At 59.8% G+C, this 13,264-nt stretch carries 14 protein-coding genes; 6 read left to right on the top strand and 8 right to left on the bottom strand.

Annotation, left to right across the window (positions count from 1 at the left end; all coding sequences use genetic code 11):
* Positions 1-37: 37 nt before the first annotated feature.
* From ACW55A_RS04815 to ACW55A_RS04800, 4 genes are all read left to right on the top strand, one after another.
* The gene (locus ACW55A_RS04815) at positions 38-1,603 is read left to right on the top strand and encodes an ABC transporter substrate-binding protein (protein WP_187599830.1); all 1,566 of its coding nucleotides are present in this window, start codon (positions 38-40) and stop codon (positions 1,601-1,603) included.
* 70 nt (positions 1,604-1,673) lie between these two features.
* On the top strand, positions 1,674-2,201 hold the full coding sequence (locus tag ACW55A_RS04810) for a CMD domain-containing protein (RefSeq protein WP_455808503.1): 528 nt from the start codon (positions 1,674-1,676) through the stop codon (positions 2,199-2,201).
* Positions 2,201-2,788 carry a peroxidase-related enzyme gene (locus ACW55A_RS04805; protein WP_096128020.1) on the top strand — a complete coding sequence of 196 codons (588 nt, stop codon included), beginning with the start codon at positions 2,201-2,203 and terminating at the stop codon, positions 2,786-2,788. The genes ACW55A_RS04810 and ACW55A_RS04805 overlap by 1 nt, the downstream gene beginning before the upstream one ends.
* 120 nt (positions 2,789-2,908) lie before the next feature.
* Positions 2,909-3,706, top strand: a complete 798-nt coding sequence (locus tag ACW55A_RS04800) for a phosphodiesterase (RefSeq protein ID WP_455808502.1) — start codon at positions 2,909-2,911, stop codon at positions 3,704-3,706.
* 78 nt (positions 3,707-3,784) lie between these two features.
* On the opposite strand, the gene ACW55A_RS04795 is transcribed toward ACW55A_RS04800, so the two are convergent.
* The 8 genes from ACW55A_RS04795 to ACW55A_RS04760 form a co-directional block, all read right to left on the bottom strand.
* Positions 3,785-3,988, bottom strand: coding sequence for a LysR substrate-binding domain-containing protein (locus ACW55A_RS04795; RefSeq protein WP_498810727.1), 204 nt, complete (start codon positions 3,986-3,988; stop codon positions 3,785-3,787).
* An 87-nt stretch (positions 3,989-4,075) separates the two neighbouring features.
* Entirely contained in the window at positions 4,076-4,720 is a 645-nt protein-coding gene (gene dhaL, locus ACW55A_RS04790; protein WP_003369578.1) for a dihydroxyacetone kinase subunit DhaL, read from the bottom strand.
* Between the two features lie 3 nt (positions 4,721-4,723).
* A complete protein-coding gene (locus ACW55A_RS04785) occupies positions 4,724-5,725 on the bottom strand; it encodes a dihydroxyacetone kinase subunit DhaK (protein ID WP_498810728.1) in 1,002 nt (333 codons plus the stop codon).
* A gap of 40 nt (positions 5,726-5,765) precedes the next feature.
* Positions 5,766-6,881 carry an erythritol/L-threitol dehydrogenase gene (locus ACW55A_RS04780; protein WP_003369582.1) on the bottom strand — a complete coding sequence of 372 codons (1,116 nt, stop codon included), beginning with the start codon at positions 6,879-6,881 and terminating at the stop codon, positions 5,766-5,768.
* 28 nt (positions 6,882-6,909) lie between these two features.
* Positions 6,910-7,665: an SDR family oxidoreductase gene (locus ACW55A_RS04775; protein ID WP_003434013.1), complete on the bottom strand. Its 756-nt coding sequence runs from the start codon at positions 7,663-7,665 to the stop codon at positions 6,910-6,912.
* A gap of 208 nt (positions 7,666-7,873) precedes the next feature.
* Positions 7,874-8,884, bottom strand: a complete 1,011-nt coding sequence (locus ACW55A_RS04770) for a substrate-binding domain-containing protein (protein ID WP_003434012.1) — start codon at positions 8,882-8,884, stop codon at positions 7,874-7,876.
* Between the two features lie 43 nt (positions 8,885-8,927).
* On the bottom strand, positions 8,928-9,905 hold the full coding sequence (locus ACW55A_RS04765) for an ABC transporter permease (protein WP_003369589.1): 978 nt from the start codon (positions 9,903-9,905) through the stop codon (positions 8,928-8,930).
* Positions 9,902-11,389 carry a sugar ABC transporter ATP-binding protein gene (locus ACW55A_RS04760; protein WP_455808498.1) on the bottom strand — a complete coding sequence of 496 codons (1,488 nt, stop codon included), beginning with the start codon at positions 11,387-11,389 and terminating at the stop codon, positions 9,902-9,904. The genes ACW55A_RS04765 and ACW55A_RS04760 overlap by 4 nt, the downstream gene beginning before the upstream one ends.
* 278 nt (positions 11,390-11,667) lie before the next feature.
* On the opposite strand from ACW55A_RS04760, the gene rpiB reads away from it, so the two are divergent.
* Together rpiB and ACW55A_RS04750 are read left to right on the top strand one after the other, a co-directional pair.
* Positions 11,668-12,129 (top strand): ribose 5-phosphate isomerase B, encoded by a 462-nt coding sequence (gene rpiB, locus ACW55A_RS04755; protein WP_024659734.1) that lies wholly within the window; start codon positions 11,668-11,670, stop codon positions 12,127-12,129.
* A 67-nt stretch (positions 12,130-12,196) separates the two neighbouring features.
* Positions 12,197-13,177 (top strand): sugar-binding transcriptional regulator, encoded by a 981-nt coding sequence (locus ACW55A_RS04750; protein WP_003369595.1) that lies wholly within the window; start codon positions 12,197-12,199, stop codon positions 13,175-13,177.
* Positions 13,178-13,264: the final 87 nt, after the last annotated feature.

The following is a 13,264-nucleotide window of genomic DNA, read 5'->3' as shown; positions in this document are numbered from 1 at the left end:
CCCGTCACCTTCTGCCATTGCGTACAAGGAATCACCCATGAAACCACTCGTTCGTTCGTTGTTAGCGTCGGCCCTGATGCTGGCCGCCGGCAGTGTCACGGCACAGGACTTGCGCATCGGCTATGCCGACCCGGTCTCGTCTCTCGATCCACAGCTCAATAACTACGCCGGAGACCGTTCGGTAGCGTTGCATGCCTTCGAATCGCTGGTCAGCCGCCGTGATGACAAGACCCTGCCAGGCTTGGCCAAGAGCTGGAAGGTCGTGGACGACACCACCTGGGAGTTCGCCCTGCGTGATGACGTCAAATGGCAGGATGGCACGCCGCTGACCGCCGATGATCTGGTCTTCTCCTTCGAGCGCGCGCGAAACGTACCCGGCAGCGTGGCCTCTTACGCAGGGGCCATGCGTACCGTGGAATCGGTCAAGGCCAAGGACGATCACACACTGATCATCAAGACCCGTTCGCCCAACGCCAATCTGCTGCCGGACGTCGATTCGATCTATATCGTCAGTCGCCACGCCGGTGCGGCAGCCAGCAGCGCCGATTACAACTCGGGCAAGGCGATGATTGGCACCGGACCTTACCGGTTTGTCTCGTTCGTGCCGGGTGATCGCACGATATTCGCTCGCAATGACAGTTACTGGGGTGGCAAACCGACCTGGGACAAGGTTGATTTCCGTTTCATCGCCAACGCCGCCAACCGTACTGCAGCCTTGCTGGCGGGCGATGTCGACGTGATCGACAAGGTATCGCCTACTGATGTGGAGCGCCTGCGCAAAACGCCGAACGTCAATGTCTTCGCCTATCAGGGGCTGCGTGCGCTGATCATTCAGCCGAGTTTCCGTGCCGGGCCGAACGAGTTCATTCGTGACAACGCAGGCAAGCCGCTGGCCGAAAACCCGCTGCTGGATGTGCGGGTGCGTAAGGCGCTGTCCCTGGCCATCAACCGCCCGGCCATCAACGAACGCATCATGCAGGGCACCGTCACCGAAGCCAATCAATGGATGCCGGCCAATACGTTCGGTTACAACCCGCAGATCAAGAACATTCCCTATGACGTCAAGCAGGCCAAGGATCTGCTGGCGCAGGCAGGCTTTCCCGAAGGCTTCCAACTGACTGTGCATGTGCCAGGCGACCGTTATCCGCAGGCACCGGAGGTCATGCAGGCGGTGGCGCAGTTCTGGACACGGATCGGCGTCAAGGTTCAGCTGGAGGTATTGCCGTGGGCGGTGTACGCGGGCAAGGCCAACAAGAATGAACTGGCGATCAGCGTGATTGCCTGGGGCAATGGCACCGGCGAGGCGGCGTATGCCCTGACCAATATTCTGACCACGGTCGACAGCAGCAAAGGGCAGGGCGCTTCCAACTGGGGGCATTACAGCAATCCGCTGGTGGACAAGGCCCTGGCTGATTCGACCGCTGAGTTCGACGAGGCCAAGCGCCGCAAGATTCTCCAGGACTCGGTGCAGATTGTCAGTGACGACGTCGGCATCATCCCGCTGTTCCATTACCAGAACATCTGGGCCGCGCGCAAAGGCCTCAAGGTCGAGCCGCTGGTCAGCGACCGCACTGCAGCGACCATGGTCACCGAGCAGCCTTGATTCTCTTCCATGAACGCGCCGCTTTTGCCAGCGGCTGCGCGAATGCAACCACAGCATTGCAGGACCTTTCATGACATCGACCACTGAACATTCAACGACTCCGGACACCCTCGATAGCCTGTTGGGCATTGCACCCGGCAGTCCGCTGCACGCGGTTCGTCATGCGCGGGACAAGGTGGCCCTGGCAACCCAGGGCAGTCAGGACTTGTTTTTCGACCCGGCACTGGCACACAACCTGTCACTGAGCGAACGCCTTTGGGTGGCGTATTACGCAACGCTGCTGAGCGCGCAGCCGACTCTGAGCGGGTATTACCTGTCGCAGTTGCGAACGGCAGGCGCCGAGGCAAATGTGCTGGCCGATGTGGACGCCAGCCGAATCGATCTGCTGGAAGACCCACGTCTGTCGGCGATTCTGCGCTTCACGCGGACCTTGATCGAGTCTCCGGTACACGGCGATCAAAGCGCGTTGCAGGCGCTGCAACATCAGGGCCTGAGCACCGCTGAAATCGTAGTGCTGGCACAACTGATCGCATTCCTGTCCTATCAAGTGCGTCTGGCCGCAGGGCTGGATGCGTTAAAGTCTGCCGGAGCAGCCTGATGAGCGAACTGATTGAAATTGAAGGTTTCACCAATCAGGTACTGGGCTGGAAAGCCTGGCTGCCCACCGTGGACCTCGACAGCGCAAGCGCCGAGCAGGTCGCTGTGCTTGAAGAAAGCCACCCGCAGGCCAAGACCTCGGATTACTACCTGACGCTGGCCCATCATCCGGACATTCTTCGCCAGCGCTCTCAGGCGTTCAACGCGATCATGTACGCACCGGGTGGCCTGTCGCGCGCCGAGCGGGAGCTGGCGAGCACTGTCGTGTCGCGGATCAACCGTTGCGTGTACTGCGCGTCAGTGCACGCGCAACGCTTCGAACAACTGGCCAAGCGCAATGATGTTATCGCCCAGGTATTTGCCGACCCCCATACCGCAGGTACGACCGCGCGTGAAAAAGCCATCGTGCAGTTCGCCATCGACCTGACGCTCGAACCGGCCTCGCTCAACGCCGGGCATATCCAGGCGCTGTACGAGCAGGGGCTGGACGATACACAGGTGCTGGACCTGATTCACGCCATCTCGATATTCGCCTGGGCGAACCGGCTGATGCTCAATCTGGGAGAACCAGTGTTTCCAGAGGTTTAAAGACTGCGGTGTTCTCAATCGCTGCCGCGCTTCAGTAATGGCCGGGGCGAAGTCTGGTCCGGTCGTTGCAGGTTCGCTGTACTAGTGGATAAGCGACCTGGTCACGATTGAGGTAATGGAATGCTGATAGCGCACATTTCTGACACGCATGTACGACCCAGAGGGCTACTCTATCAAGCCGTTGTCGATTCGAATGCAATGCTGGCGGCTGCCGTCGAAACGATAAACGCCCTGGATCCGGCGCCTGATCTGATCCTGTTCAGCGGTGATCTGGTGGACGAGGGGCGACCCGAGGAGTACGCAATGGCCCGAGAGCTGCTGCAGCCGCTGCGCCAGAGGCTTTTGATGATACCGGGCAACCATGATCATCGGCAGAACCTGCGTAGTGCCTTCCCGGAGCACGATTACTTCATCAATGAGGAAAACTGCAGCTTCGTCGACTCGGGTTCCGCGCCGATGCGCATCATCGGGCTGGATATCAGCGTGCCCGACCAGCACCACGGCGACATGACCGATACCGCCACCCAATGGCTGGATCGTACACTGGCGCTGGAGCCTGACAAACCGACGTTGATCATGATGCATCAGCCGCCGTTTTCAAGTGGCATTCACTGCATCGACGCCTATCGCTGTGAAAGGGGCGAGCGGCTGGCCGAGGTGGTCTCCAGATACCCGGCTGTCGAGCGAATCGTCTGCGGTCATATTCATCGTTTCATGCAGCTGCGCTTTGGCGGCACGCTGATGTGCACGGCCCCGAGCACGACGACGGCCATTGCCTTGCAACTGCGCCCGGATGCTGCCGACGCTTCCTATGTCGAGCCTCCCGCGCTGTTGCTGCACCAATGGAAGGCCGACACCGGTCTTATTACCCACTGGGTGCCGATAGGTCGATTTGAAGGACCGTTCGCCTTCGCCTGAGCCGCCGCATCAGCCTGGTAGCCAAGCGCCGTCAGGCCACTTGGTCGTTAATGAGATTGAACAGAATGACGGCCGCAATCAATCACCGGTAGCGCAATGCCTCCAGCAAAAGGGCAAACGCGGGTGATGCCTGGCGTCTGCTCGGTAGTAGAGGTGGAAGCCGGCAAAGGTCGGTGACCAGTCTTCCAGCACCTGAATCAGGCGTCCGGCTTCGATATGCTGGGCGACAAGGTCATGCGGGATGTAACTCAGGCCGAAGCCATCGAGTGCAGCATCCAGCAATGGATAGACCCCGTTTTATCAGCATAAGCTCATGAACCTGCTTCATGAATGAAGGTGCCTATTTACACTGGACTGTCATATAGCCGCTCATACCAGCCTCGGCTGCACTGAATCCGCCAGTTGCGTCAGTATCAGGCAGCACGACACCGCGCCTGCATCCAGCACGCCGAGCGAGCGTTCGCCGAGGCGACTCGCCCGGCCTATCTTCGCGATCAGATCGCGGGTGGAATCGCGCCCTTGTGATGCAGCGCTTTTCATTGCATCGAGCGCTGCACTGAATGATTCACCCCGGGCGTGGGCCTGCTCAAAGGCTTCGACGGCCGGAATCAGCGTATCCATCAGGCATTTATCGCCGACGCCGGCTTCGGTGATGTCCTGCAGTGAAGTGAGGCCGCCGCGCAGCAGTTTGGCGAAGGCCGCGGCATCGATCTCCTCGCAGCCGCGTACCTGATCGGCCATGCCGATAAACAGGCTGCCATACAGTGGGCCCATGGATCCGCCGATGCCTTCCATCAGGCTCAGGGTCAGCTCATCCAGCGCCTCGGCGAGGCTCAATTGGCGGTCTTCGATGGTACGGCCGCAGTGGGCGAAGCCCTTGGCCATATTGATGCCATGGTCGCCGTCACCGATCGCGCCATCCACTTCGCTGAGGTATTCGCGATTGGCGACGATCACGCTCACCAGGTCGGCAACGATGGCAGTGCCATGTTGGGTAGAGAATTGCTCGCTCATGGTTCACTCCGCCTGGGTCATGCCGATGGAACGGCAAGGGTGGTCGATCAGGGTTTTCAGTTCGGCGTCCAGGCCAAGCAGCGTCAGGGTTACCCCCATCATCTCCAGCGACGTGAAGTAATTGCCCACGTAGCAACGATGGATTTTCAAGCCCCGAGCCTTGAGCAGACGCTCCACTTCGGCGTAGAACACGTAGAGTTCCATTACCGGTGTTGCTCCGAGGCCTGAAACCAGCACGACTACGCTGTCGTCCACGCTGAAATCCCGGTCGGCCAGAATCGGCGCGAGCATGCGTTCTGCCATGGCCGCCGCAGACTCGATGTCGATGACTTCGATACCCGGTTCGCCATGGTGACCGATGCCCAGCTCCATTTTGCCGTCTGGGATCTGAAAGTTGGGTTTGCCGACCGCCGCGATGGTGCAGGGCGTCAGGCCGATACCGATGGATCGGCATTGATCCACGGCCTTTTGCGCGACACGGATCACACCGTCCAGATCGTAACCGTGCGCGGCCGCAGCGCCGCCGACCTTCCACATGAAAATTTCCCCGGCCACTCCGCGTCGCTTGGCGATATCGGCTTTCGGCGCCGAGGCCACATCGTCGTTGGCCACCACGGTGCGCACTTGCAGGTCTTTGCTGGCGGCCATTTTCATCGCCAGCTTCACGTTCATATTGTCGCCCGCGTAGTTGACGTACAGGCAGGCGATGCCTGCACCGTGATCGGCCGCGCGAAAGGCGTCGAAAAAGCTCTTGGCAGTAGGCGAGGAAAAAATCTCGCCGACCGCTACCGCATCTACCAGCCCTGGACCGACATAGCCGAGAAAGGCCGGTTCATGACCCGAGCCGCCGCCGGTAACGATACCGACGCGCCCTTGCTCCGAAGGCCGGGTTTTGCTGATGACCCGTGGATTACCGTCACTTTGCGACAGTTCGGGGTGCGCTACCAGAATGCCGCGCAGCATGTCCTCGACCACCTGGTCCGGATCGTTTATCACTCGGTTCATAACGCGATTTCCTGTGTTCTTTTTATAAGGATCGGGCGGATCAGGGTTCCAGAACCACCTTCAATGATTTATCGCCGCGCTCCATGACGGCAAACGCCTCCTTGAACTCCGCCAGGGGAAATTTGTGCGTGACGACGTCGCGCATGTCGATCTTGCGGTTGCCGATAAAATCAATGGCGCGCGGGTACATGTAGGGGCCGAGGTGAGAGCCGAGTACGTCCAGTTCCTTGCGGTCACCGATGATCGACCAGTCCACCGTGGCTTCATCGTTGAATACGCTGAACTCGACAAAGCGTCCGAGTTTGCGCAGCATCGCCAGGCCCTGATTGACGGCCTTGTGGTGACCGGTGGCCTCTATATAGATGTCGCAGCCGTAGCCGTCGGTTATCTCGCGGATTTTCGCCTGCACGTCGACCTCGGCCGGGTTCCACACCTCATCGGCGCCCATGCGCAGGGCGAGGGCAGCGCGCTCGGGCTTCATGTCGAGAACGATGAGCTTTTTCGGGTTGCGCATGCGTACTGCGCCAATGATCCCGAGGCCCAGTGTGCCGGCACCGGCGACGACTACAATGTCGTCGAAGTCGACATCGGCCCGTTCGGCTGCGTGCAACGAGCAGGCCAGAGGTTCGATGAGAATGGCTTCGTCCGGGGCGATCGAGTCGGGCACCTTGTGAATGATGCCTTCCCTGGTAAAAATCATGTACTGGGCCATGGCACCCTGCACGTTGTTCTGAAAGCCGTAAAGGTCGTGCTTCTGGCACATCCAGTACTGTCCGTGGTTACAGAAGCGGCAGCCCCAGCACGGCACGATCTGTTCGGAGATCACCCGGTCGCCGATCTGCACGCCACGCTTTTCGGCACCAGGGCCGAGCGCCACCACGCGACAGACGAATTCATGGCCGGGAATCATCGGTGGTTTGACGTAGCGAGGCTGCTCGGCATCGCCCCAGAACGAGGGTGCGCCGCGATAGGTCTTGATGTCGCCCATGCAGATGCCACACAGCTCGACCTTGGTCAGGATTTCGTCGGGGCCGGGAGTCGGCACATCCACGGTTTCCAACCGGTAGTCTTCCGGACCGTGGCAGACCACGGCCTGCATGGTTTTCGGGATGACCGGTGAAAGTTGTTCGGCAGTGCGTTCGGTGACGGTGGACATGACGATGAACCTCACGACAGAAAATGAATTACTGGATGCTGTAGCCGCCGTCGATCACTACGTTTTCGCCGGTGATCATGCTGGCGGCGTCGCTGAGCAGGTACAGGGCCAGCCCGGCTATTTCCTCCGGCTGGGCGAAGCGGCCTGCCGGGATCTGTGTTTTGGCCCGTTCTCCGACTTCGCCCGCCCAGGCTTTTTTGCCCAGCGCGGTCTCGACGATGGTGGGCGAGATGGCGTTGACGTTGATGTGCGGCGCCCATTCCATGGCCAGGACTTTGGTCATGCCGACCACTGCGGCCTTGCTCGCGCAGTAGGCGACGTGCCTGTCCAGGCCAATGACCGCGGCCTGCGAGGCAAGGTTGACGATGCGTCCGCTGCCTTGGCCGAGCATGTGTCGCGCACAGGCCTGGGCGACGAAGAAACTGGCCTTGAGGTTGATGTCCAGCGTCGTGTCCCAGGCCTCTTCGCTGACGTCAACAGCCTTGTCCAGCAGGGCAACTCCGGCACTGTTGACCAGATAATCGATGCGCTTGAAATGCTCGAAGACGCTGTCGATGGTGCTGTTGACCTGATCGATCCGGCGCAGGTCGACGGCAATACCGAGGTGCCCGCTGCCCAGGCCGGCGGCAACCTCGGCCACTGCCGGATCACGGTCCAGCAGTGCGACCCGTGCGCCGCGTGCGACCAGCAGGCTGGCACAGGCAAGGCCAATCCCGGCTGCTCCGCCGGTGATGACCGCACAACGGCCATTGAGATCGAACGCCTTGTTCCAGAATTCAGACATGAAGATGACTCCTGTAGCGCTGTTTTTTTGAAGATTCAAACACGTTAGCTTTTGATTCTGGCCTAAGGCCGTGGGAGCGAACTTGTTCGCGAAGAGGCCGGTATGACCGCCGAAAATGCGTCGTTTGAAATACTGTCTTCGCGAACAAGCGAAGCGTCGCCCGGTTCGCTCCCACACCCTTCGGGCAGAAGCGGGAATCTCAGACCGGTTACTTGCCGCCGCTGACCTGCTTGTACAGCGCGTCGGCGTTGGCATCGGTGACTGGCACCCACGGCAGGATGTAGTTCTTGTCGGTGCCATCGCCCCATTTGACGTCCTTGGCATAGCGCTCCCAGATCACTGACTGCGGCTTGTAATCCTTCCCGGCCAGGGTGCGAAGCGCGACATCGAGGGCACCCTGGGACTGGGCCTGGGCGTCTTGCAGGAAGGTCGTGATTTCGTTTTTCTTCGCCGCCTGGATGGCGTCAGGCATGCCGTCAATGGAGGTGATCGGCACATCGGCAGGCTTCAGATTGCGGGATTTCACCGCTTGCAGGGCGCCGAGAGCCATGTCGTCGTTTTGCGAAATGATCCCGGAAATGCCGCCGTTCTGATGCGCGTTGAGCCAGTCTTCAGTCAGGGTCTGGGCTTCGGCCCGGGACCAGTTGGCGGTCTTCTTCTCGATGATCTTCATGTCCGGGTGTTTGCTCAGGACCTCCAGTTCGCCTTTTTCCCGATCAATTTGCGCCGATTGGCCAATCGGTCCCTGGATGATTACCACATTGCCTTTGCCCTTGAGCTTGTCGACCATGGCCTGCGCCTGCAGTCGACCACCCTCGACATCGTCGTTGCCGACATAAGGCACCTTGTTGCCGGCAACCCGGGTGTTCGACGCGATGACCGGAATGTCGTTTTCCATTGCCCTGGCCACAGTGCCGACGCCGGCCTTGGTGTCGATGGGCACGAAAATGATCGCATCGTAATGCTGGGTGATCATGGTCTCTATTTGATTGTTCTGGGTCAGCGCATCGTAGTTACCGTCGAACACGGTGATTTTCACGGTGCCGTCCTTGACCGCCGGATGCTCCTTGAGCTCACGCACCCAGTTCTGCATGAACTGGCCCTTGAGGCCATACACCGCCGCGCCGATCTTGTAGGTCTTGCCATCGGCGGCCATGGAGATACTGCTGGCAAGCAGGGAGAACGCCGCGACCGCGGCCAGGGATGTACCGAATTTCATGATGAGAACCTCGTTATTGTTGTAGTCAGTCGTTCATGCCGGTTTAGCGTTTTTTCTTGCGCCACACATCAATCAACACTGCAAACACGATGATCAGGCCCTTGGCGACCTGCTGGTAATAGGAGGACACGCCGAGCAGGTTCAGGCCGTTGTTGATTACGCCGATCAGCAGTGCGCCGAACAGCGTGCCGACGATGCTGCCGGTGCCTCCGGACAGACTGGTGCCGCCGATGACCACTGCTGCGATGGCGTCCAGCTCGTAGGACATGCCAGCCTGGGGCAGGGCGGAGGTGGTTCTGGCGGACAGCACTACACCTGCCAGTCCGGCGAGCAGCCCGGAAACCACGTACACCGAAAACATCACCTTGCGTACGCCGATACCGGAGGTGCGTGCGCTCTTTTCGTTGCCGCCGACGGCGTACACGTAACGGCCGTAGGTGGTGTAGCGCAGTACCATCCAGAAAATCAGCGCGACCACCGCGAAGATAATGATCGGCACACCAATCGGGCCGACGCGGCCGATACCCAGCGCCAGGTATTCTTCGGGCAGGTCGGTCACCGGGCTGCCGTCGTTGAGGATGAAGGTCATGCCGCGGGCGATACTGAGCATGCCCAAGGTGGCTACAAACGGTGGAATCGAAAGATTGGCAACCATGAAGCCATTGACCACGCCGAGCATGGCGCCGGCGAACATGCCTGCACTGACTGCTGCCAGCAAACCGTAGCCCTGGGTGGCGACCAAGGCGCTGCACAATCCGGCGAACGCCAGAATCGAACCGACCGAAAGGTCGATGCCCTTGGTCAGGATCACGTAGGTCATGCCGACCGCGAGAATGCCGTTGATCGAGGTCTGGCGCAGGATGTCCATCCAGTTGCGCCAGGTCATGAAATATTCGCTGGCAAACGCCAGTACCAGGCACAACAGAATGAACACCAGCGGCAGCCCGAAACGGTCGAGAGACAGGCGCAGGCGGCTGCGTGGAGACGTGGAGGCTGGGGCAATGATGGTTTTGGCATTCATGAGGCAAGACTCAACAGGACTTCCTGGGAAAGATCGGCATCGCTGCTGATAGTCACCAGCCTGCCACCCTTGAACACGGCGATTCGGTCACTCAGGCGCAGCAGTTCCGGCGCTTCCGAAGAGACCACGATGGCGGCTCCGCCAGCGCGTACGAACTGATCCAGCAGGTGATAGATTTCCTGCTTGGCGCCTTCGTCGATGCCCCGGGTCGGCTCGTCGCAGAGCAGGCACACCGGTTCGGTCGACAGGCATTTGGCGAGGACGACCTTCTGTTGGTTGCCGCCGCTCATCGACGCGACAGGCAGATCCAGCGACGTCGTCTTGATCTGCAGGCGCTTGACCATGTCTTCGGCCAGCTTGTGTTCCTTGCGGGCATCGATCAGCGACCAGTTCGACAGCTGCCGGTAAGCCGACAGCGCGATGTTGGACAGGATGCTGCCACTGAGTACCAGGCCGCTGTCCTTGCGGTCTTCGGTAACCAGTGAGACGCCCGCGCGAATGGTCGCCTTGGGCAGTCCGACCGGCATTGGCTTGCCTTGCAGGGTGACGCTGCCGGCGTCAGGTGTGGTCAGGCCGTACAGGCAGTTGAGGAACTCGCTGCGACCCGAGCCCATCAGCCCGTAAATACCGAGAATTTCGCCGTGACGCACCTGCAGGCTGATGTCTTCGAACTCGCCGTTGCGGCTCAGGCCCTCGACCTTCAGGCAGCATTCGACCGCGCATTCGCGGCCGACCTTGTGATCTATACGCTGCAACTCCTGGCCGACGATGCCGCGCACCAGGTGGGCCCGGTCGATATCGGCCATGCGTCCGCTTTCGACAAAGGCGCCGTCGCGAAAGATGCTGTAATCGTCGGCAATCTGCGCCAGCTCGCTGAGGCGGTGGGAAACATAGATGATGCCCGCGCCCCGGGCGGCAAGCCGACGGATGGCCTTGAACAGTGTTTGCGCCTCACGCTCGCCGATGGCCGAAGTGGGCTCGTCCATGATCATTACCGAACAGTCATGGCTGAAGGCCTTGGCGATTTCCACCAGTTGTATCTGCGCCACACTCAGCAAATGCATGGGGCTGGTGGCGTCGACGTCGAATTCCAGTTCGTCCAGCAGTGCACGGGTGCGTCGGTTCAGTTCCTTGCTGTCGACAATGCACCCGGCCCGACGCGGCTCGCGGCCCAGCCAGATGTTCTCGGCGACGGTCATGAAGGGAATGGGTTCCAGCTCTTGGGTGATCATCGCAATCCCGGCAGCCAGAGCATCGCCGGGGCGACTGAACTGCACTGTCTCGCCGTTGAGCAGAATGGTCCCGGCATCGCGCTGGGTGATGCCCATCAGAATACTCAGAAAAGTGGACTTGCCCGCGCCATTGCCGCCGCACAGGGCGTGCACGCTTCCGGCTCGCAATGAGAGACGCCCGTCACGCAGGGCGGGGATGCCAGCGTAAGCCTTGGTGACGTGTTCAGCCTGGAGCAGTAATGGCTTGGCCATTGGCGTGTCCTCGTGCTGTGAATTCTTATTAGGTGCTGATGCGTTGCTCAGTGAGCATATGTGTACCAAATGAAATTCTGATCAGTCAATCTGTTTCCTGTAAAAGTTTTCAAGTGTCCGCTTAAAGGCAGTACTGCGGCAGTTATGAGCTTTTGTTCAGGATTCGTTGGAAAACTTGCTTGACAGAACAGGGCTAATGTTTCACAAATGACTGATCGGAATTTCACCGATTGAACATTTGGTCAGATAATAAGACCTCGGCAGCGGAGCCTGATGCCATGAACACACCTTTCCCGGTGGCTATCGGATGTGATGAAGCGGGTTATGAACTCAAGGAATTGTTGAAGCGCCATATCGAGTCGCTGGGTTATCCGGTAACCGATTTCGGTACTCATTCCACGGCACCGGTGCTTTACCCGGACATTGCTCTGGCCGTGGCCACAGCCATTAATGCCGGGCAGCAGCGGCTTGGCGTGCTGGTCTGCGGGACCGGAATAGGCATGGCCATCTCCGCCAACAAGGTCTTCGGCATTCGTGCGGCCCAGGCCCACGACACCTATTCGGCCGAGCGAGCGCGCAAGAGCAACGATGCGCAAATTCTTTCCATCGGTGCACGGGTGATCGGCGCGGAACTGGCGAAAAGCATCGTCAAATCGTTCCTGGAGTCGGAGTTCGAAGCCGCGCGCTCCGGCGCCAAGGTCGAGCGCATCAACGCGATAGAGCGTGACGGGCATCAATAGTCAGTGGACGGGACAGGGCGGGAGTAGGGAGAATGTGCCTTTGACGCCGAAACGGAAGCCCGTCCACATGAGTGACAGTACCCAGCGCATGGCCAGCGACATCGATCTGATGACTGAAGTCGCGATGCTCTATTACCTTGAGAACGTCACTCAGGAAGCCATCGCCAAACGCTTTGACCTGTCGCGCGCAAAAGTCAGCCGACTGCTCAAACGCGCACGCGATGAAGGGATTGTCGAAGTACGGGTGCTGCAGCACCCGGCGATGAACAACGAGCTGGAACTGGCGCTGGTCGAACGGTTTCAGCTGGACAGGGCGTTGATTGCAGTCGACCACAGTGACCCGGATACTCAGCGCTCGGCGGTCGCCAGTCTGGTTGCCAACTACCTCAACAAGACCCTTGGTGACGGCATGATCGTCGCCGTGGGCATGGGCCGCAATGTGGGTGCGGTCGCGGACAACGTGTTCCTGCCGGTGACGCGCAACTGCACATTTGTCTGTGCTATTGGCGGCTCGCTCAAGGCGGGCGAGTACATGAACCCCGACCACATTTGCCGCCGTCTGGCGCTGCGGTTCGGTGGCGAAAGCGAAAGCCTGTACGCTCCGGCGCTGGTCGCCAACCCTGAGTTGCGCAGTATTCTGATCAGCAACGACACTGTGCGCTCGACGCTTGACCGTGCACGGCGTGCCGACATGGCGCTGATCGGTATTGGTGACATGAGCGAAAACAGCAACATGGTGCGCATGGGCTGGTTCTCTCCGCAGGAAATCGCTCAGGCCAGGCTGTCCGGCACGGTGGGCGACATGATGGGCTATGACTTCATCGACATTCACGGCCAGCCTGCGGTCAATGCCATACAGGGCAGGGTAATCGGCCTTACCGTGCAGGAATTGTTTCGTATCCCCGATGTAGTGGCCATTGCCAGCGAAAACACCAAGGCCGCCGCCACGCTGGGCGCCTTGCGTTCAGGCGTGATCAACACCCTGGCAACCACCGTCACCAACGCCCACACCATCCTTGCCCTGGATGACGCGACACGCAAAAACTGACACTACGGACGAAATCCGTGGTCGAAAGTGTCGCGGCGCAAGATTGAATAACAATAAAGGGCAAGGAAGATGATTCTCAAAGTGACC

The organism is Plantibacter cousiniae (nom. nud.), assembly GCF_977070315.1.
Note: the sequence above shows the minus strand (reverse complement) of the source record. Positions and strands in the feature narration are given on the sequence as shown.

What these genes read in the sequence shown, in the direction of transcription:
- dhaL (WP_003369578.1), bottom strand. Translation starts at nt 4,720, where the DNA reads ATGAGCGAGCAATTCTCTACCCAACATGGCACTGCCATCGTTGCCGAC.
- ACW55A_RS04770 (WP_003434012.1), bottom strand. Translation starts at nt 8,884, where the DNA reads ATGAAATTCGGTACATCCCTGGCCGCGGTCGCGGCGTTCTCCCTGCTT.
- ACW55A_RS04750 (WP_003369595.1), top strand. Translation starts at nt 12,197, where the DNA reads ATGAGTGACAGTACCCAGCGCATGGCCAGCGACATCGATCTGATGACT.
- ACW55A_RS04815 (WP_187599830.1), top strand. Translation starts at nt 38, where the DNA reads ATGAAACCACTCGTTCGTTCGTTGTTAGCGTCGGCCCTGATGCTGGCC.
- ACW55A_RS04780 (WP_003369582.1), bottom strand. Translation starts at nt 6,881, where the DNA reads ATGTCCACCGTCACCGAACGCACTGCCGAACAACTTTCACCGGTCATC.
- ACW55A_RS04785 (WP_498810728.1), bottom strand. Translation starts at nt 5,725, where the DNA reads ATGAACCGAGTGATAAACGATCCGGACCAGGTGGTCGAGGACATGCTG.
- ACW55A_RS04765 (WP_003369589.1), bottom strand. Translation starts at nt 9,905, where the DNA reads ATGAATGCCAAAACCATCATTGCCCCAGCCTCCACGTCTCCACGCAGC.
- ACW55A_RS04810 (WP_455808503.1), top strand. Translation starts at nt 1,674, where the DNA reads ATGACATCGACCACTGAACATTCAACGACTCCGGACACCCTCGATAGC.
- ACW55A_RS04775 (WP_003434013.1), bottom strand. Translation starts at nt 7,665, where the DNA reads ATGTCTGAATTCTGGAACAAGGCGTTCGATCTCAATGGCCGTTGTGCG.
- rpiB (WP_024659734.1), top strand. Translation starts at nt 11,668, where the DNA reads ATGAACACACCTTTCCCGGTGGCTATCGGATGTGATGAAGCGGGTTAT.
- ACW55A_RS04800 (WP_455808502.1), top strand. Translation starts at nt 2,909, where the DNA reads ATGCTGATAGCGCACATTTCTGACACGCATGTACGACCCAGAGGGCTA.
- ACW55A_RS04760 (WP_455808498.1), bottom strand. Translation starts at nt 11,389, where the DNA reads ATGGCCAAGCCATTACTGCTCCAGGCTGAACACGTCACCAAGGCTTAC.
- ACW55A_RS04805 (WP_096128020.1), top strand. Translation starts at nt 2,201, where the DNA reads ATGAGCGAACTGATTGAAATTGAAGGTTTCACCAATCAGGTACTGGGC.